The organism is Cerasicoccus maritimus, assembly GCA_031296935.1.
GTDB lineage: Bacteria > Verrucomicrobiota > Verrucomicrobiia > Opitutales > Cerasicoccaceae > Cerasicoccus > Cerasicoccus maritimus.
On sequence record JAVDPD010000028.1, the window covers coordinates 31,031 to 49,813 of the forward strand.

The window sequence follows — 18,783 nt, forward strand, 5'->3', positions numbered from 1 at the left end:
CGCAAATGAACTTTGTCCGGCAAAGCTTATTCGGGCTGTTGATCGCAACGCCCGCCCTCTCCTTTGCTCAGGAAGCCGATGGACTGCGCCCCATGCGCGGCCTGCGCACCACGTCGTTCTGGGAGCAGAACTGGCCGTGGCTCACCGCGTTGATCGTGGTTGGCGTCATTGCGCTAATCGTGCTCACCGTGTGGCTCGTTAAACGCAAACCCGTCGCGCGCACGCTCTCGCCCGCCGAAGAAGCGCGCCTGCGCCTCGGCGAAGCGGCCAGCCTCGCGACGCAGCAGGACGACAAGGCGTTCTCCGTCACCGTGTCCGACGCATTGCGCGTTTACATGGAGCGCGCGTTCCACTTGCGAGCGCCGGAGCAAACGACCGAAGAATTCTTACAACACGCCAAGCAAAGCCAGCGCCTGCCCGAGCAGTCGTTGACTACGCTCGCGAAGTTCCTTGAGCTTTGCGACTTGGCCAAGTTCGCCCAACACGCCTTTGGCGATGATGAGCGCAAGGAGCTGCTCAACACCGCGCGCAACTTCGTGGACGAAGCCGAGCAGCGCGCCAAGGCGGCAACCCCGGAGGTGACGGCATGATTCAAGACGGCTTCGAATTTCACGACCCGTGGATGCTGTGGTTCCTCCTGGCGCTGCCCATCCTGCTCTTCATCAAAGGGCGCACCGGGCGCTCAGCATCGTTGCTCTTTTCATCGACCGCGATTGCGCGCGACGTCGCCAAGCAGGCCAAGAGCCGCGCCGGTGGTTTCCTCTTCTTCCTGCGCTTGCTCGCGCTGGCGGCATTGATCGTCGCCCTGGCGCGTCCGCAGATTGGCAAGGGTCATTCCGAAGTCGAAACGAGCGGCATCGACATCGTGCTCGCCGTCGACGTCTCCGGCTCTATGGCCGCCCTGGACTTTGCGACGCAAAGGGACTTGGCCACGCGCCTCGACATCGTGAAGCGCGTCATCAGCGACTTTATCGAAGAACGCCCTAACGACCGCATTGGCCTTATCGCCTTTGCCAAAGAGCCGTTCCTCGTGAGCCCGCTCACGCTGAACCATGATTGGCTGCGCAAGAACCTTGAGCGCCTGGACTTGGGCATCATTGATGGCGCGGGCACCGCAATCGGCCCGGCGATCGGCATGAGCGCCAACCGCCTGCGCGACCTGCAGGCCAAGAGCCGCGTGGTGATTCTGCTGACCGATGGCGAAGACACCGTCGGCCAGATTCCGCCCATCGCCGCCGCGGAAGCCGCCGAGTCTTTTGACGTAAAGATCTACACCATCGCTGCCGGCAAGACCGGCCGCGTTCCCGTGCCCCGAACCGATCGCTACGGCGTGCCGCTGCGTGATCAGGACGGCAACATCATCCCTTCGCGCCAATACATGGACAGCCATGTCGACGAAGAAACACTGGAGAAGATTGCCGACATCACCAACGGCAAGTTCTACCGCGCCACCAACACCGACGAGCTGGCCGCGATTTACGAAGACATCGACGAGCTCGAAAAAACCGAAGTGAAGCTGAAGCACTACGCCGAGTATGAAGAGCTCTTCTTCTGGCCCGCTTTGCTCGGCCTCGGGCTCATCTCACTTGAACAACTTTTGGGCAACACCCGCTTCAAACGACTGCCATGAATTTTGAATACACCAGTTGGTTGATCGCCATTCCCGTGGCCCTCGCGCTGCTGGGCGGATTGTTCCTGGCCAATAGCCGCGCGCGCAAAAAGCTCGTGCGCGAGTTCGCCAGCGACCGCCTCGTCAAGCAGCTCCTCGCGAGCTACAGCCCGATGCGCCGACGCTTTAAAAACGGGCTACTCCTTGCAGGGCTGGCGCTGATCGTCTTTGCGCTCGCTCGCCCGCAATGGGGCTTCACCTGGCGCGAAACGAAGAGCAAGGGCATCGACATCATGTTCGTCATGGACGTCTCCCGCAGCATGCTCGCCAAGGACATCAAGCCGGACCGCTTAGAGCGCTCAAAGCTCGCGATCATGGACTTCCTCGACAAGCTCGAAGGCGACCGCGTGGGCCTCGTCGCCTTTGCCGGCAACGCGTTTTTGCAGTGTCCACTCACGCTCGACTACGATGCGTTCCAACAATCGCTCGAAGCCGTGGACACGAATGTCATTTCGCTCGGCGGCACCGACATCGCCCGCGCGATCAACGAAGCCGAAGCTGCGTTCTCCGACCAGAACAACCACAAGCTCCTCGTCATGATCACCGACGGCGAAGACTTGGAAGAAGCTGGCATCGAGCGCGCCAAGGAAGCCGCCGAGAACGGCATCACGATTTACACGGTCGGCGTGGGCACGCAGGAAGGCGAACTCATCCCGATGAAGAATCGCTACGGCCAGCTGACCTACCTGCGCGACGACAACGGCGAATACGTCCGCACCAAGCTCGATGCCGATACGCTGACCGAGATTGCGGAAGTCACCAATGGCTTCTACACGCCGCTTGGCCCGACAGGCTACGGTCTGGAACAAGTTTACGAAGCTGGCTTGGAAGCTATACCGGAACAGGAGCTCGCATCCCGTATGCAGAAGGTTTGGCTGGAGCGCTTCCAATGGCCGCTTGGCATCGCGATCATTCTGCTGGCTTGGGAGCCGCTCATCGGCACCCGCCGCCTTACTTTGCGTCGCAAAGCAAAAACCGGAGTCGCGACGTCCGCTGCCCGCACGGCGATGAAAGCCGCAGCCTGGGCCATCCTCATCGGCATCGCCTTTGCGTCGAGCAATCTCGCAGCGTCCGTCCGCGAGGGCGAGAAACTCTACCGCAATGGCGACTACACCGCCGCCGCCGCTCAATTTGAAGGTGCGCTCGAAGCCGACCCGCTCAACGCGCAAGCCGCGTTCAACCTCGGCAACTCCCTGCAAGCGCTCGGCCAAAACGAACAGGCGCAGGCCGCTTACGCCAAGGCCCTTGCCACCACCGATTTCGAACTGCAAGCCGATGCGTTCTACAACCTCGGCTCGCTGCGCTACGCCGCGGCAAAGGAAAAGCTGGGCGAGACCGACCTCGACACTATCGTTGAGCAAAGCCAGCAAGCCAGCCAGCAGAACGACATGGCCATCCAGCAAGGCAACAACGTGCTGCGAGAGGCACAGGTCCTCAACAGCGACCAACTCTCCAAAGAGGAAAAAAACTCTGCGTTGCAAAGCATTCAGCAAAAAGCACAGCAGGCGCTGCAGTTTGCTGAGCAAGCCAAACAACAGGGTGAAGAAGCTGCGAAGCTAGCCAAGGAGGCGCAGGGCGCAGCATCGCCGATTAGCAAGGCATGGGAGCAGGCCGCGAACGATTTCAAAAGCTCGCTGGAGCTGAACCCCGCCGGCGAAGACGCCGCGCACAATTACAACTACGTCACCGAGCAAACGGAGTCGCTGAAAGCCAATCTGCACAAGCTCAAGAACGCCAGCCAGCGCCTCAACAACGAAGCGGCCAAGGAAGAACTCGAGCGCGTGATCGAAGAGCTGCGCAAGCTCGTCCCAGAGCAGGACCAACAGAATCAAAATCAGCAAAACCAGGATCAACAACAGAACCAAGACCAGCAGCAGAACCAACAAAACTCCGACCAACAACAGCAGGAGCAGAATTCCGAGCAGCAACAGCAGCAGCAGCAACAAAACCAGCAGAGTCAGGATCAACAGCAGTCGCAGAACAGCGAGAACGAAGACGGCCAGGAAGGTCAGGAAAACCAGGAGCAGCAGTCCGGCGAAGACCAACAACAGCAGGAAGGCGAACAAGCCGATCAGGAGAAGTCCAATCAACAGCAGCAGGACGAGCAGTCCGGCGAGTTGAGCGAAGAGCAGGAGCAATCCGAAGGCCAGGAAGGCGAGCAGAGTTCAGAAGATCAGCGTGGCCCCGAGCGTGACTCCGAAGAGGTTGATCAGATGATCGACGACATGCAGCAAAACCAGCAGCCCGGCGAGGAGGAATCGACCGCCCAGGAACAGGGTGAGGAATCTCCCGAGAAAGGTAAGCAACAGACCATGCAGCTCTCCGAAGAAGACGCGCAAGAGGCCGCCGAACAGGCTGCCCAAGCCGCCGCCATGCAGGAAGCCGGCGAACCTACGGGCGAGGCTGTGCCGCTCGGCGTGATGTCCCGCGACGACGCCCGACGCTTGCTCGAATCTTTAAAACGTTCCGAAAAGAAATTGCCCGTCTCCGGTTACGGACGCCGCGAATCCAACCGCGACGAAGAGGGCAAGCGAAAGGATTGGTAATGAATCATCAAAAACTTTTCACCACCCTGTTTCTGCTCTGCGCATTCGCGGCAAGCCTATTTGCGCAGCAGGGCGATCTGGAGATTAGCAGCGGCTTCGAGCCCAACGTGATCCGCGTGAACCAGTATGCGAACTATCAGTTCAGCGTCAGCAACTCGCGAGGCAGCGTGAAGCTGGAGGAAGCGCAGAAGCCCGAAGTTCCCGGCCTGCCGATGCAATATTTGGGTCCCAATACGCAGACCATCATGAACAGCACGAACGGCCACGTGCGCCACATGTATATCAACGCCTACGCGTTCCGCGCCGCTCCGGAAAAGCCCGGCGAGTACACCGTGCCTGCCTTCAAGATTCGCGTGAACGGACAAGACTTGGAGGTGCCGGCAGCGAAGCTCACCGTGCTCGATGCACAAGAGCCGGACGCGAATGGCAACGGCCCAGCAGTCGTCACCGAGATCGAATGGCCGCGCGAAAAGTTTTACGTCGGCGAAGCGATCAAAGCGAAAGTGAAGCTCATCGTCGACCCCGAGCAAGTCCAACGCATGCGCGTGCTGCGCGACGTGCCCTTTATCGTCAAGGAGGGCGACGCTTTCACGATCAGTAATTTTAGCCAATCGGATTCCAAGCGTATCGTGCGCGACAATCAGGTACTGGAAGAACACAGCTGGGAAGTTGTCATCACGCCGCTCAAAACCGGCCAGCAATCCATCACTTTGCAGAGCGATTGGGCCGTCACCACTAAGTCCGACCGCAACCAGCGCCGTGGTCGCAGCCTGATGGACAGCTTCTTCATCAACCCCTACGACACGCAGCAAGTCACTCTATATTCCGAACACGACACCATCGATGTGCAGCCGCTGCCCAACGAGGGCCAACCGACTTATTACACGGGCGGCATCGGCATGTTTACCGTCGATAAACCTCGCCTTTCCGAATCCACGGGCAAGGCGGGCGAGCCGCTCACCATGATCCTCACCGTGCGCGGCCAGGGCAACTTCGAGCGCCTGCAGGCCCCCACCCTCGCCGAGTCCGACGCCTGGCGTGATTACGCGCCGGAAGAGGAATTCTTCGCCGCCGACCAGATCGGCTACACCGGTGCCAAGACCTTTGAATACACGCTCATTCCGCGTGACTCGGGCGAGCTGACTACGCCCGAGATCGCATTCAATTTCTTCGATCCCGAAACCGCGAAATACGTCGAACTGCCAATCCCCGGACAGGCGATTACTATTGCGGAAAACCCCAATGCACAGCGCCCGAAGCGCAACCCCGTTGCCGCTCGCCGTGGGCCAGAGCTTTTGCCGATTGCGACCACCGCGGGCGCGTTCGTGAGCGCGATTTCACCCATCGTGAAAAATCCGGTTTTTATCGCTGGGCAGATTGTGCCAGCCTTGGCGATTGGCCTACTTTTCCTCAGTCGCCGTCAAAAGCTGCGTTTGGAGCAAGACGCTGAGTATGCACGCAACGTCCGCGCTAACCAAGCCACTAAGGCCGAGCTGGCCACCGCGAGCAACGCAGCCCAGCAACAGGACGCCACCGCCTTCTACGCGGCCGCCCAACGCGCCGTGCAGGCCGCCGCCGGACGCCATGTCGAGCAGGCACCGGAGTCCCTGACCATTGCAGACCTCGAATCCGTGGCCACCAAGCTCAAGGCCGACGAGACGACTTTAAAGAACATTCGCGCATTCATGGAGGCCGGCGACGCCATTCGCTTCGGCGGGCTCGCCAACGCAGACATCGATTTCAGCGCCGAGCTCGCGCGCTTGGAAACCACCGTCAACAACTTGGGAGGCAAACAATGAAACAGCTCTTTCGCACCACTTTGATCCTTTGCGCGTGGCTCTGCGCGGCCATTTCCCACGCCGCCACGCCCACCGAGCAATTCGACCAAGCCAACGCCCTCTACGCCGAGGGCGACTACCAGCAGGCCATCGAGGCCTATCAGCAACTCCTGCCCGACCACCAGTCGGCGAGCTTGCATTACAATCTTGGCAACGCGTATTATCAACTGGGCGACTTCGGGCCCGCTGTTTTGCACTTCGAAAAAGCACTGGCGCTCGACCCGCGCAATCCCGACATTCGCGCCAACCTCGAGCTCACGCAGGAGGCCGCGCAGCTCACGCCCGCTCCGCCCACCTGGGCGCAGATCATCGGCGACCTCGCGCCCGTCAACGCCTGGGCTTGGCTTGGGGCCATTACCTTTTGGGTCAGCGTGGCGCTGGTCTTCCTCGCCCCGCTTTACCAATGGAAGGGCCCGCTCCGCGGCGGGCTGACGGCGCTCAGCGTCCTGCTGCTCTGCTTCAGCGGCATTGGCCTCTACGGCTGGCACACCCGCGGCGCACAAGGCGTCGTGCTCACCGACCAGGCCACACTCAACGTCGCGCCGACGTCCACCAGCCCGGCGGCAGGCTCGGTCAAGGCCGGCCAGCTGGCGCACATCCGCGAGCAGCACGGAGACTATTACCTGGTTTCCTTGGGTGAAGACAAAATCGGCTGGCTGTCGAACGAGGCATTTGCGCCGGTGTGGGATTAGGCTGCCCTCGCTTCTAGCGCCAAGCACCAGTTGCGCAGTCCCAAACTGCCAACAGCATTTCGGTTACTAATCTTCTTGCAAGAAGCCATTAGCAGACCTACAGCCAGCATTAGAAACGCGGTCATTTTTGACCAGACGAAAGTCCTCGTGCGTCGCTCTTTTGTTCAAAAAAGTGGCTATTTGGCCCCACTGCCTGGAGGCGTAATCGCAACTTTGGGCCAAAATTCGGGCATTTTAGCCTCAAAAGGCTGAAAAAACCCGCCCAGACGCAGTTTGTTGCAGATTTGTCGCTCAGCCGCACGAAAATTGGAACAAGATATGGTTATGTTGGGCGTCACTCAAATAACCCAAAGCAACGACCTAATGAAAAATACTGCTCTTATTCTAGCCGCCGGCTCACTGCTGGCCTTATCCGCAAACGCGCAACTAGTCCTCACTGGCGTCATCGACGGCCCACTATCTGGTGGTGTGCCTAAAGCGATTGAACTCTATGCCACCGAAGACATCGCCGATCTGTCAATCTTTGGCATCGGTTCCGCAAACAATGGGGGTGGCACGGATGGTGAAGAGTTAACTCTTTCAGGCAGCGCTACTGCTGGCCAATTTATTTACGTATCTTCTGAGTCCACTGGATTCACGACGTTCTTTGGCTTTACTCCTGATTTTGTATCAGGAGCAGCAAACATTAACGGTGACGATGCGATCGAGTTATTTATGAATGGCTCAGTCATTGATATCTTCGGAGATATTAACACCGACGGGAGTGGAGAGGCATGGGAATATCTGGATGGTTGGGCCTATCGTGATGATGGCACTGGCCCAGATGGCACCAGCTTCAACATTGGTAATTGGTATTTTAGCGGTATTAACGCTCTTGATGGCGAATCTACGAATGCGACGGCTAGCACGCCTTTTCCAACTGGCACCTACGCCGTTCCGGAGCCCTCCACTTACGCGATGATCGCAGGCGTCATGGCCCTCGGCCTGGCATACATGCGCCGCCGCAAGTAAACTTTATACTTACCACTACGCTCGGACCTCGACTCGCATGAGTCGGGGTTTTTTGCATTTACAAATAGCACTTAGTGATTTCCCACAACAGCATTAAGTTCATAACATTTTCATTACTTGCGATTCTTATCAGCACACAGCTCTCCAAAGCCTCCACAACAATTAGCACTGAGATCACGCCTTGCCATATACCATTTCTACGTCAGGTGTTTATTATTTAGGGCAAAACCTGTCGGTAACATCCGGCAATGGAATTACTATTTCTGCCTCCGATGTAGTGCTCGATTTGGCGACGCGCGATTTTGACAGATAAAATCGCGCCTCTCCAAGCACGCAAATCAATCAAATAGCCAAAACGATAGGTCGCCCAATACAATATAAGGACCTTGGGAAGACCCACAGCGAATCCAATCACCTATTCGACAGAGTCGGTCGCTTGACCAAAAACGCCTCAACCTACCGTATTACCAGGCATAGTAGGAGAAAGGTTATTAGGTATTCGGAAAATTCAGGCTCAACCGGGCCTTGTTGGTGTCTTCACGGACGAGCGTCACATCCCCAAAGTGACGCTTCAGGATGATGCTGCAAAGGCGCAGTGGCATGCCAGAAGTATCTCCATTGGGGGCGCTGAGCTCCAAATCCCGCAGGTCTGGAACCGCGTCGAGCTTATCCTCAGAAGCCGACCAGCAAATCTCAATTTGCATGGCGTCGACAGCAGGAGTCGTTACCACCTGCACGAGCGATCCGGCTTCTGCCAGCTCAACGACCCAAGGTAATACCTGACCGAGGAGCAGGTTAACCATCCGGATATCGGCAAAAATCTCGTCGTCACGCTCGCCCACAAAGTTAAGGGTGATGCACTTGGACTCCAGTAAATCCCGCCACTGGCTCCAATCAATTTCCTGGCTCAGGTTCAGCATTGAGCGCATGGTGGCATCGTTACCGGCTAAGAGCTCGCCCCACTGGCGCACATTTTTGAAAAACCGCTGTAGTGCAACAAGCTCCCCCTCGTCCACTGGCTCGCTGGAAATTTCGGTCAATTGCTGCTGAATAGGCTCCCAGCGCATTGTCTGGCGCTTGAGCTCCTCATTGAGCGCGTGGCTAAAGGTTTTTTGCTCAGACGCCAGCCGCTGCAAACGCCGCTGGATCGTATAGCTATGCAAGTGCTGTCGCACGCGCAGGATGAGCTCCTCCCTATCGAAAGGCTTGACCAGATAATCTGAACCACCGACTTCAAGGCCGCGCACAATCTCCTCCTTGCGAGCGAGGCCGGTCAGGAAAATAACAGGGATGTCGCGAAAACGCGGATCGAGACGCATCTTTCGGCATACCTCATATCCGCCCATTTCCGGCATCATCACGTCGAGCAGCACGAGGTCGATTGGCTGCTCTTCAAGAATTTTCAAAGCCTTAACCCCATTTTCAGCCGGAAACAACCGGCAACGGTCGTCTTGCAGAAAGCTCTTGAGGATAATTAAAATACTCGGGGCATCGTCAACAATCAGCAAATTGCCAGATACATGTGGCAAGGACTTGGTGGAAGCTTTCAACATTGATCGCTGTTATAGGGGGATCGGTGATCAGATTTGGCGAAACCTCAATCGCCCGCTTGCTGGTATACTTAAGAAAATACAGGCAATTTATGAACCGAACTACACAAATCACCCGACGTTGATGAATCACATAACTCCATCGAGCGCCTTATTGGTCTTAATAAAAACCCCCAGTTCATAGAACCGGGGGTCTTGCAAAAAATGACTGTCGCTCTTATCGGCGGCGGCGGCGGAACTTGCTTTCGAACTTCTCCACGCGGCCAGCGGTGTCGACGAAACGCTTCTCACCGGTGTAGGCGGGGTGCGAATCCATCGTCACATCGCAAACCATAACGCTGTATTCAACGCCATCGATGGTTTCCTTCTGCTTGGACTTGAGAGTCGAGTGGGTCAGAAACTTCTTGCCGCTGGAAACGTCGACAAAGCAGACTGGATTGTAAGAGGGATGTAATTCGGTTTTCACGGTAAGAAAAGTAAGCTGATTAACCTTGGCGCGCCTTGAAACGCGGGTTGGTCTTGTTAATAACGTAGATGCGACCGCGACGGCGAACAACTTGGCAGTCCGGGTGGCGGTGCTTCAGCGACTTGATGGAAGATACAACTTTCATGATTGCGAAAATTTGGAAAAGGGGAGAAAAAAGCCTTTCCGCAGCAGACTGTCAATGGCTATTTAGTGGAAATGTTATTTTTCTAAAAAATGATCTTGCCAAGGTGATGAGCGCGGGGCAAGTTCTTCCGCTTTTTAGCAGACAAATCTCAACCACTTAGGCAACCATGTCACGAATTTGTTCAGTAACCGGCAAGCGTCCCGTGAAGGGCCGTCGCATTCACCGTAGCGGTCTTACCAAGAAGAGCGGCGGTATTGGCACGCACGTAACCAAGACGGTTAAGCGCACCTTCCGCCCCAACCTGCAGCACATCCGTGTGAAGCTGCCCAGCGGCCAGGTGAAGCGCATGTGGGTATCCGCCAAGGCAATCAAGGCCGGTAAGGTCGTTAAGGCCTAAGCCCACCCCTACTTTAGAAACACAAACCGTCTCGCAATGCGTGGCGGTTTTTTTGCGTCCAAACGCTGGCCTCCCGTAGGCCGACATTTACGTTAGAGGGCGTCTAAAAAGTCTGATCGAGTCGGCGAGATGTATTCGAGAGGCAAAATTTCGGCTTCTGAATCGAGGCGAAACCAGTTTCGTCGAGATGAAGAAATGATATTTTGACCTCGAAGACGCACTCCGGCGAAGACCACTTGAGTTTTTAGACGCCCTCTTAGAGATAACATGAAGTTGCCGGGTTGAGCAAGTGCTGGACCCGGCAACTTCATGTTATCTCTAGTAACGAAATTCATAGATAATCCGTCTTATATACGTGGGGTTCAGACTTGCCAAAGAAATGGAAAATTCCGAGGGTGGCAGACGGTTTCCACCCATGCCAAGCAAAAGCCTGAATCGACATTACGCGATCCCCTATCTGGATTTCACTGATTTCTGGGATATCTGTGGCTATTTACTGCGCGTTCAGCCACAATTCCCCAAGGTGCGCTACAGCATCTATTCCGCAGACGGCCCCATCGTCGAAGACGAACAGGACATATCGCTCATTCTCAGAGTCTTGCACGACAAGGCCACTTCGGTTTGCCGGTTTCAGGCCACTCTCTACAACAACAGCATGGGCTCCGCAGGGCCTTGCGCCACCCTCGACTACGTAACAGAGGAAGGCGATAGCAAGGCCACTCCCATGGGCCTCACCGTCCAGACCCCCGAGATCTCCCGCCTCAACACCTTTGAGTTCGAGGGTGTGCTTCTCGAAAAGTACCAACTTGACGCCGACGAAGAGCCAAGGATTGAGTTCGGCATCCCCTGCGAAGTTCTCACCGCAATTGTCGACCTGCGCGGCTTCTCAGCTTTCTGCGAGCAGCCTCAAATCGAGAGCCCCTACACCTGCGGGCTGATGTATGCCTTTTATCAGAGCGTTGAAAAACGCTTTAATAAATACCGTCCTGACCTCATCAAATACTTAGGAGACGGTGTCCTCGTTCTTTGGGAAACCACTTACGAAGACCGCCCGGCCGCCCTAGATGTAGCACTGACCGGTCTGCGCGAACTACAGGACCAGTGGGACATCGTTCGACGCGCGCCTCAGTTCAGCCACGGCGCTCCCCAGGAAGTCGCCTCAGGCCTTTCCTTTGGTCTGGCCAGCCAGATTCCTGGGGCTGAAGACTATATTGGCCGACCGATCAATGTCGCCAGCCGCCTATGCAGTGTCTGTGCTGGCTCAGAAATCATGATCGACAAGTCCGTGCCAGGAATCGACCCAAGCGTCCCCAAAGACGACATTTCGGTTCACATAAAGTCCTTTGGTCGCTACCAAGTTTGGCGCGTCAAAACACGCTAGGCAACATGCCGTTACATCCGTAGATTTGCCCAATGGGCAAATGACGGAGAGGCAGGAGCCGAATCATAGGGCCCCTACTTTACACACCTACACACGTTCGCATTTTCAAATTTCCCGTCCCACTAATACAACATAAGGTGACTTGGGTAATTTATAAAATTCTTTTGAAATATGTAAAATACAGCATTCGACGTCGCGTTGTAGGGCAGAAAGGACAAAGCTTTCACTCGCAATCTGAGGATTTAAGCAATAGGCTTCTAACTCCGTTAATATCAGGGTGTGAACTACTTACTGTCAAAGACAACCACGATGCGCATCTTGCTCATTGAAGAAGATCAGGATTTGGGCCAAACACTTATCCAGGCCTTGGAAGAACTGGAATGCGTGGTTGATTGGCAGACAGAGACGTCCCCTGAAAATTCCACTTACGATGCCGTAATTGAACAGCGCGAACTGCATTGCGCCAGCGATGAAACCCTCAGCCCACAAGGACAAATCGCCGCCAGCGTAGTCAACAGCTTGGCCAAAGCTTGGGAGCAAATTGACAACGCACACCGCGCTAAACGACGCGCACTGCAACAAGCACGTAACTATAGTCGCCTAGCCGCCAATTTAAGCCACGAACTCAAAACGCCTATTGCCGCGATTTTGACTACCGCACAGACCATGCTGCGCTGCGAGCGCACCAGCGATAAATACAAACAGGCCCTGCGTCTGTGCGAGCGAAACTCCCGCAGCATGAGCCAGTTGATCCGCCGCATGCTGGATCTCTCCAAAGCCGGCTCTGATGCTTGGGAACCCAAATTCCAATCCACGGATCCACGCACTTTGCTCGCCACCTCGATCGACCTGCATACGCCAATTGCCGACGACGACGGTGTGGTCATGCTCATGGTCTGTCGCGAAGACCAGCTCATCGAAACCGATGCAGACTTATTGCTCATCATGATCAATAATTTGCTGGGAAACGCCATTCGCTACACGCCACGTGGCAAGACCGTCATCATCCGCTACATCCCGGAGTCCACCGAACGCGGCGCCACGATCTCCGTCATTGACGAAGGTCCGGGCATTCGGCCTGAAGTCCGCCCACATATTTTCGATGCCTTCTACCAGGACGAAGCAGTCCAGAGCTATAAGGTGCGCCACAACTCAAACTACGGCCTAGGCCTCGCACTTACCGCCGAACTTGCAGAACGTTTGCAGATCCGTATAGCTGTTGATTCCTCCCCCGGCAAAGGCGCAGCCTTTCATCTGACATTGCCGAAAAAGGATGCGTGAGAGCGCCGTTGCAGACTGCGAGGACTCTTCGATTACAGGCTTCCCAGTTCACGTGGTAACGGCTTTGTAAAAGCCCTGGCCAAAGACGTGGCGGAAATGACGGGCATTGACCTACAGGTCTTTATACGACAAAAACAGGGATTAACTTTCATTCGACCGGCGAATGAACAACTTCTGATTTCGCATGAGAAAGTCCCCACTTTTCATTGCAGCGGCAATTGCGTTGCTTCTGTTCTACGCAATAACGACTCGCCAACCAAAGCCGCAAGCTTCGCCAGTTGAATCCGTCGTCAACGAAGCACCCGACCTCGCCGAGGCAACGCCCCACACTCACTTGACGAAGGCCGCGCCGCCGCATGCAGCCAGCGTTACGAGCTTTGAGGGGTGGCTGGCGACCGAGCCGCTGTCCGTAACCGATAACACCTTAGCCGTCGCACAAGAGCGCAGGGAGCGCATGCGCTGGCTCATGCAAAACGATCCAGAGCAAGCCCTGGTGGAATCCGTCAGCTGGGCGGAATACCAGAAATTGCCGGACGCAATCCGCCCTTACGTTGAGCAACCATTTTCCGAAGTGGCCACTCTGCGCGCACTGCCTGTGTGCGATCTGGACCACGACCATGCAACGCACCACGAGGGACCACACGTCGCCTTCGTACTGGAGATCGGGCGCGAGAGCTTTCAGGCCGGCGTTTATGGCCGCCGCCTCGAACTCGACACCAAGGAGGGGCTATCGCTGCAAGGCATTGTGCTCGATGATCTCGCTGCGATTCGCGAAACCGTCCTGCAACCGCTCGACTCGGAAGACACCAAAGCGCTTGCCGGGCTGCCCTTACTCAATCCCGATACGCAGCGCGGCTTTTACACGGGACAGCCTTTGGGTGCCGATACCGTCGTTGCGTTAGCCGGTCGCCGCAAAGCTGCTTTCGTCAACGAACAAGCGCTAGCGGAGTTTAACGACAAGCTCGCGCAGCTCGACCAATACCCCGGCCCTTACAGCCACGCAGAGCTCGCCTTTGCGCTGCCCTACGCCGCCGATGGTGACGGCTCATTTGACTTCAGCTCCTTGGAGCAAATCGTCATCGAACAAGCCAGTACGTGGACCGAAACCGAGAAGAGAGTATTTTTCATCCGCATCGATTTCTCCGATCTGCCTGGAGAATCCATAAGCCAGGCCTTGCTTCAGGAGCGACTGACCAACGATGTCTCCCCATCGATCTACGACATGTCTCTGGGCAAAACATTCATCACAGCGGACGTCAGTTCCATGGTGGTGCGTATGCCCAACCCAACCACGACTTACCTGCCCCTTGACAACACCCCCCTCTACAACGATGCGATCGACGCGTTCAATGCCTTGGGCACGGGCATCAACCTGGGCGAGTATGACATAATTGGCGTGCACTTCGCCTCAATCGGCATTTCCAGTGGCGGCCAGGTTTATGCTGGCCTGGCTGGCGGTAGCCGTCAATGGCTGCAAGGCACCTCCAGCGCAAAAACCATCGTGCACGAATTCGGCCACAACTATGGTTTGGCGCACGCGAATTTTTGGTACACTACGGATGGTACCGTTCTGGGCGACGGCAGCTCCATCGAATACGGAGACAATTCCGACATAATGGGCAGCGGTTCTTACCCCTATGGATTTTTCCACGGTCAAGCTCGCGACAAGCTCAATTGGTTTGAAGACGGAGTTCATTGGACAGACGCCACCATAAACGGCGCTGGCGATTACCGAATTTACCAGTTGGACGACGCCGAGACAAGCCAACCAGTACGCAGCGTGCGCATAACCCGAGATGGTGGGACGGGCGAGTATTTCTGGATCGGCTATCGCGCCAATCTGGACCGCGAATACTATGACAACGGCGCATACCTGGTCTGGCAACAGGCGGGCACAACCTCTGGCTTGCTGATGGACGCCAATCCCGGCACTGGAGACTCCGCAAGCACGGACCGAACCGACGCCCCTCTGCTTGTCGGCAAAACCTTTTCCGACGCAACCTCGGATACCCACATCACCCCCATTGCTCTGGGCGGAACCAGCCCGGATGCCTGGATCGACGTGCACATAGAATTTGGCCCCTTCCCAGGTAACAGCAGCCCCACCGCCAGCATCAATGGCGCAACCACATTAGCCGCGCGCACCAGTGAAACCTACACTGCTTCGACCAGCGACGCCAATGGCGACACGCTCGCCTACTTCTGGGACACTGGGGATGACGCGTTGCATGGCAACGTGAACAGCGTCGAGCAGATCTTCAACGTCGGCGGTAGCTACGATATCGAGGTCACTGTCAGTGACCGCAAAGGCGGCGTGACCACGGTAATGAAGTCCGTGACGGTCACTGATCCGCTGGACAACTGGGTGCCTGGCACAATCACCGCTGAGCGCGACATTGACGACATTGACTTTTTAAATGGCCGCTTCATCGCAGCGGGTGACGACTACATCTACACCAGCTTCGACGGCGTAACGTGGTCGGAGCAATACATCTCTATCAACTTCAATGATGGCGGCACCGCCTATGGCAACGGCGTTTACGTTATCGCGGGCTATGACTACCGCAACGGCGCTTTTCGCGGTGTTCTCTATACCTCCCCAAACGGCTTCAACTGGACTGACCGCACGACGGAGGAAACGGAAGAATTTCGTGACATCGCCTTTGGCAGCGGCCGCTTTGTCGCAATCGGCAATGCAGGGCTCGTCCAGTATTCTGAGGATGGAACCAGCTGGACAAACGTCATCTTCACCAGTGATGACCTGAAGCAAATTGCCTTTGGTGACGGGGCTTTCATTGCCGTGTCTGACAACGGAGTCTGGCGCTCGGAAGATGGCGTCAGTTGGACAAACTACTGGAGCGCGACTGGCCTGGATTCCTGGCGCAGCGTGCGCGACGTGTTTTTCCATGATGGCAAATTCTATATCGGCGGCTGGTATGCGGGTATCCACTATTCAACTGACGGCGGAATCACCTGGGCAGAGGCGAAGCTGCCTGAGGGCAGTTTCACCTCCAGTGACTTCGCCGCCCATGAGGGCACAGTGATGGCATTAGCCTACGATCAGTCCACAAGCACCTCCGTCAATTTGGTTTCGGCAGATGGTGCGACCTGGAGCGTAAGCAGCGCGGCACCAGGGGGCGGCGACAGCGTAACGTTCGGCAATGGCTATTTCATAACGGTCTATGGCGAAGACGGCGCCAAGGACCAGTCCGACAATGTCATTACGGGCAACACCGCGCCAACGGCTTCCATCGTAGGTCCAAGTGCGGGCAATGCGCGCGAATACCTGACCTTCACCGCAACCGTCAATGACGCTGACGGAGACGAATTGATTTACCATTGGGAACTGGGAGATGGCTCACGCATCGATGGTTCCTCGGTTACCCACCGATACGCCAGTGGCGGGCAGTATGACATAACACTCACTGTCACCGACTCCCAAGGCGGCGTCACGACAGACACACAGCAATTGACAATCACCGACCCAATCAATAACTGGACACTGCGCAACTCCGCCAGCGGTGAATCACTCTATGATATCTGTTTCGGCAATGGACGGCTGGTCACTGCCGGTAAAAACAACAACACAGCCTACGGCATCTACCGCTACTCGGATGATGGCAGCACTTGGAATGGCGGCAACTTCGGCATAAATGTTAAGATAGAAGCAGTCATTTGGGATGGCTCGCAGTTTGTCGCCGTTGGTGAAGACTACGATTTCGACATATCCCAATTTGTTGGCGTCATCTATACTTCCCCCGACGGCGTCTCCTGGACCAGACGCTACAAACAAGGCGGCCTCCTCAATGATGTTGCAACCAACGGCAGCTTACTGATCGCAGTGGGCACTAGCGGCACGATCGTCAAATCCTCCGATGGCGTTACGTGGCTTGACGACTCACTAGCCATTAGCAACACGCTAGACGGCATCGATTACAGTGGGAGCACATTCGTCATTGCTGGCAATATCAACGGGGCGTCCCCTATCATATTAACGTCCATCGATGGCTCCAATTGGGCTGACACAACCAGTGGATTCTCCTCCCTCCAAGGCCCTTACAAACTACAGTTTTGCCATGATCGCTTCCTTAGCAGTGGGTATTACACAAGACTCCGACACTCAACCGACGAAGGAGTTACCTTCTCAAGCAATCGGGTTAACTACGAAAGGATCGAAGGCTTTGCCCACGGTAATGACGTTTTCCTGGCCACCGGCGTTGATCAATCAAACAGCAACGCCCCCATTTCCCTGACCTCGCTGGATGGCGAAAACTGGAGCGAAATCACAACGCCCGCAGTCTCCTACATTAACGCAGCAGTTTTTTATAACAACACCTTCGTCATGGTTGGCAGCAACGGCGAAATCTGGCAGACGGACGCCTTCTCCGGCCTGTCCAACGACCCTTGGATCGACTGGCAGCTCACGTATTTTCCATCCGTGGTGGAAAAGGCACTGCCCCACGCCGACTCCGAAAACGACGGTCTGCCTAACCTCTATGAATACTACGCTGGCGGCAATCCGCTGAAGCCGGATACCGGCTTGGCACCGCTGATGTCCTGGAACGACGGCTTCGTCTTAACCCTGCCACACAATGTGAGCGCCACCGACGTGGACCTGGCGATCTTCAAGTCGACCAATCTCGTAGACTGGTTCCCCGCCAGCTACACGGACGTCTCGGTGACACAGGGTGAAGTCATACTTGATGTGTCCGACATGCCGTCCGGCGGCGACCCGCTCTTTCTCCAAATTGAGTTCACGCAGAATTAGCGGCTGGTGCCATCAAGTTTAAGCAACGCTTGGCATGTGCCACTCGCCACGCAGGGATACCATCTGTGGCGTTTCAGGCGTCCCATAATCGCGACGTAAAAGCAAGTGGTGCAGCAAGCGCGCGCCTTCCATCCCGATGACTTGCGGGTTCGATACGAGGCGTGGCTGCGGGCTATCGGCTTCGCCGTAATCGTTGAGCAAATAAAAACGCTGCGCGGCACCCCGCCACTGTGCGATGTATTGCTGGTGATTCGACACGATGCCATCCAACTGCTGCCGTCTCGCCCACTCACGGAACATCTTTGGCTCGCGGCAAGTCCCCTGATACACATAGGCCTTGCGCCCCAGTAACGCCGCAGTGTAGCCACCCAACCAACGATGCCCGGTGCGCGCTTCCAACTCGGCATCCACGGCAAAACCGATGCGCTGTGCGCCACTGGCCAACAAACTTTGCACCGCAGAGTAAGTCGCGTAAAAATAGTCCGACGCCACGGCATGCATCAGCGGGCGGTGGCATAAGGCGCCGAGCGAAACCGCCGCGTAGTTTTCCATACTCCAACCCAAGAAACTACGCTCGGCGTCCGATGGCCCCAGCAGCAAACCGCGCACGCCACGGTGAAACAGCTGTCGGTCGAGCTGCCGTTGTTTCACATTGGACTCTGGCATGAATTTCCTTTCGACCAAGTAGCCATGCCGCCGTGCTTCTTCCTCCACGCCGGCTAAGACTTGCTGGCTAAACTCCGTACCATCGCAGTCCAGGAAAACCAGCACGCTGCCATCTCCCTTCGACTGCCCCTGAGCACGATAACTCGCGAGTGCTGACATCGTTGGGTCCGGCCGGTAACCTAAGCTTTCGATCGCGGCATTGACTCGACGCGCCGTCTCGCGGCTCACGTTTTTTACCCCACGCACCACCCGCGACGCCGTCATGTGACTCACACCCGCAGCGGCGGCAACGTCTTTCAAAGTCGGGCGTTTGGCGGGTTCACTGGGCACAATTGTTACTGTGAACAATTTGGCGCGATTTACAATGCGCATT

14 protein-coding genes are annotated in these 18,783 nt (G+C 56.3%); 10 read left to right on the forward strand and 4 right to left on the reverse strand.

The window, feature by feature from the left end; translation table 11 throughout:
• The first annotated feature begins 5 nt into the window (after positions 1–5).
• The 6 genes from RBB62_RS16065 to RBB62_RS16090 all read left to right on the forward strand — a co-directional run bounded on the left by RBB62_RS16065 (position 6) and on the right by RBB62_RS16090 (position 7,756).
• The gene (locus RBB62_RS16065; RefSeq protein ID WP_309400074.1) at positions 6–590 is read left to right on the forward strand and encodes a DUF4381 family protein; all 585 of its coding nucleotides are present in this window, start codon (positions 6–8) and stop codon (positions 588–590) included.
• Positions 587–1,630 carry a VWA domain-containing protein gene (locus RBB62_RS16070; RefSeq protein WP_309400075.1) on the forward strand — a complete coding sequence of 348 codons (1,044 nt, stop codon included), beginning with the start codon at positions 587–589 and terminating at the stop codon, positions 1,628–1,630. The genes RBB62_RS16065 and RBB62_RS16070 overlap by 4 nt, the downstream gene beginning before the upstream one ends.
• The gene (locus tag RBB62_RS16075) at positions 1,627–4,215 is read left to right on the forward strand and encodes a VWA domain-containing protein (RefSeq protein ID WP_309400077.1); all 2,589 of its coding nucleotides are present in this window, start codon (positions 1,627–1,629) and stop codon (positions 4,213–4,215) included. The genes RBB62_RS16070 and RBB62_RS16075 overlap by 4 nt, the downstream gene beginning before the upstream one ends.
• Positions 4,215–6,014: a BatD family protein gene (locus tag RBB62_RS16080; protein WP_309400079.1), complete on the forward strand. Its 1,800-nt coding sequence runs from the start codon at positions 4,215–4,217 to the stop codon at positions 6,012–6,014. The genes RBB62_RS16075 and RBB62_RS16080 overlap by 1 nt, the downstream gene beginning before the upstream one ends.
• Positions 6,011–6,745 (forward strand): tetratricopeptide repeat protein, encoded by a 735-nt coding sequence (locus RBB62_RS16085; protein WP_309400081.1) that lies wholly within the window; start codon positions 6,011–6,013, stop codon positions 6,743–6,745. The genes RBB62_RS16080 and RBB62_RS16085 overlap by 4 nt, the downstream gene beginning before the upstream one ends.
• Before the next feature lie 363 nt (positions 6,746–7,108).
• Positions 7,109–7,756: a PEP-CTERM sorting domain-containing protein gene (locus RBB62_RS16090; protein ID WP_343219099.1), complete on the forward strand. Its 648-nt coding sequence runs from the start codon at positions 7,109–7,111 to the stop codon at positions 7,754–7,756.
• Between the two features lie 491 nt (positions 7,757–8,247).
• Here RBB62_RS16090 and RBB62_RS16095 read toward each other — a convergent pair whose 3' ends face one another.
• The 3 genes from RBB62_RS16095 to ykgO form a co-directional block, all read right to left on the reverse strand.
• A complete protein-coding gene (locus RBB62_RS16095; RefSeq protein WP_309400084.1) occupies positions 8,248–9,309 on the reverse strand; it encodes a response regulator in 1,062 nt (353 codons plus the stop codon).
• 214 nt (positions 9,310–9,523) lie between these two features.
• A complete protein-coding gene (locus tag RBB62_RS16100; protein ID WP_309400085.1) occupies positions 9,524–9,772 on the reverse strand; it encodes a type B 50S ribosomal protein L31 in 249 nt (82 codons plus the stop codon).
• 19 nt (positions 9,773–9,791) lie between these two features.
• The gene (gene ykgO / locus RBB62_RS16105) at positions 9,792–9,917 is read right to left on the reverse strand and encodes a type B 50S ribosomal protein L36 (protein WP_189511251.1); all 126 of its coding nucleotides are present in this window, start codon (positions 9,915–9,917) and stop codon (positions 9,792–9,794) included.
• 166 nt (positions 9,918–10,083) lie between these two features.
• On the opposite strand from ykgO, the gene rpmB reads away from it, so the two are divergent.
• From rpmB to RBB62_RS16125, 4 genes are all read left to right on the forward strand, one after another.
• Positions 10,084–10,314 carry a 50S ribosomal protein L28 gene (rpmB, locus tag RBB62_RS16110; RefSeq protein WP_309385821.1) on the forward strand — a complete coding sequence of 77 codons (231 nt, stop codon included), beginning with the start codon at positions 10,084–10,086 and terminating at the stop codon, positions 10,312–10,314.
• Between the two features lie 415 nt (positions 10,315–10,729).
• Positions 10,730–11,695, forward strand: coding sequence for an adenylate/guanylate cyclase domain-containing protein (locus RBB62_RS16115; protein WP_309400086.1), 966 nt, complete (start codon positions 10,730–10,732; stop codon positions 11,693–11,695).
• A 309-nt stretch (positions 11,696–12,004) separates the two neighbouring features.
• Complete coding sequence (locus RBB62_RS16120) at positions 12,005–12,976, forward strand: sensor histidine kinase (protein ID WP_309400087.1); 972 nt, start codon at positions 12,005–12,007, stop codon at positions 12,974–12,976.
• 184 nt (positions 12,977–13,160) lie between these two features.
• Positions 13,161–17,744 carry a PKD domain-containing protein gene (locus tag RBB62_RS16125; RefSeq protein WP_309400089.1) on the forward strand — a complete coding sequence of 1,528 codons (4,584 nt, stop codon included), beginning with the start codon at positions 13,161–13,163 and terminating at the stop codon, positions 17,742–17,744.
• A gap of 18 nt (positions 17,745–17,762) precedes the next feature.
• Here the strand turns inward: RBB62_RS16125 and RBB62_RS16130 are convergent, their stop codons facing one another.
• Entirely contained in the window at positions 17,763–18,782 is a 1,020-nt protein-coding gene (locus tag RBB62_RS16130) for a LacI family DNA-binding transcriptional regulator (protein WP_309400090.1), read from the reverse strand.
• Between the last annotated feature and the right edge of the window lies 1 nt (position 18,783).

Bases quoted from the DNA above. Each gene is read 5' to 3' on its own strand.
- RBB62_RS16090 (WP_343219099.1), top strand. From the start codon at position 7,109: ATGAAAAATACTGCTCTTATTCTAGCCGCCGGCTCACTGCTGGCCTTA.
- RBB62_RS16065 (WP_309400074.1), top strand. From the start codon at position 6: ATGAACTTTGTCCGGCAAAGCTTATTCGGGCTGTTGATCGCAACGCCC.
- RBB62_RS16115 (WP_309400086.1), top strand. From the start codon at position 10,730: ATGCCAAGCAAAAGCCTGAATCGACATTACGCGATCCCCTATCTGGAT.
- RBB62_RS16080 (WP_309400079.1), top strand. From the start codon at position 4,215: ATGAATCATCAAAAACTTTTCACCACCCTGTTTCTGCTCTGCGCATTC.
- ykgO (WP_189511251.1), bottom strand. From the start codon at position 9,917: ATGAAAGTTGTATCTTCCATCAAGTCGCTGAAGCACCGCCACCCGGAC.
- RBB62_RS16130 (WP_309400090.1), bottom strand. From the start codon at position 18,782: ATGCGCATTGTAAATCGCGCCAAATTGTTCACAGTAACAATTGTGCCC.
- rpmB (WP_309385821.1), top strand. From the start codon at position 10,084: ATGTCACGAATTTGTTCAGTAACCGGCAAGCGTCCCGTGAAGGGCCGT.
- RBB62_RS16125 (WP_309400089.1), top strand. From the start codon at position 13,161: ATGAGAAAGTCCCCACTTTTCATTGCAGCGGCAATTGCGTTGCTTCTG.
- RBB62_RS16075 (WP_309400077.1), top strand. From the start codon at position 1,627: ATGAATTTTGAATACACCAGTTGGTTGATCGCCATTCCCGTGGCCCTC.
- RBB62_RS16095 (WP_309400084.1), bottom strand. From the start codon at position 9,309: ATGTTGAAAGCTTCCACCAAGTCCTTGCCACATGTATCTGGCAATTTG.
- RBB62_RS16120 (WP_309400087.1), top strand. From the start codon at position 12,005: ATGCGCATCTTGCTCATTGAAGAAGATCAGGATTTGGGCCAAACACTT.
- RBB62_RS16085 (WP_309400081.1), top strand. From the start codon at position 6,011: ATGAAACAGCTCTTTCGCACCACTTTGATCCTTTGCGCGTGGCTCTGC.
- RBB62_RS16070 (WP_309400075.1), top strand. From the start codon at position 587: ATGATTCAAGACGGCTTCGAATTTCACGACCCGTGGATGCTGTGGTTC.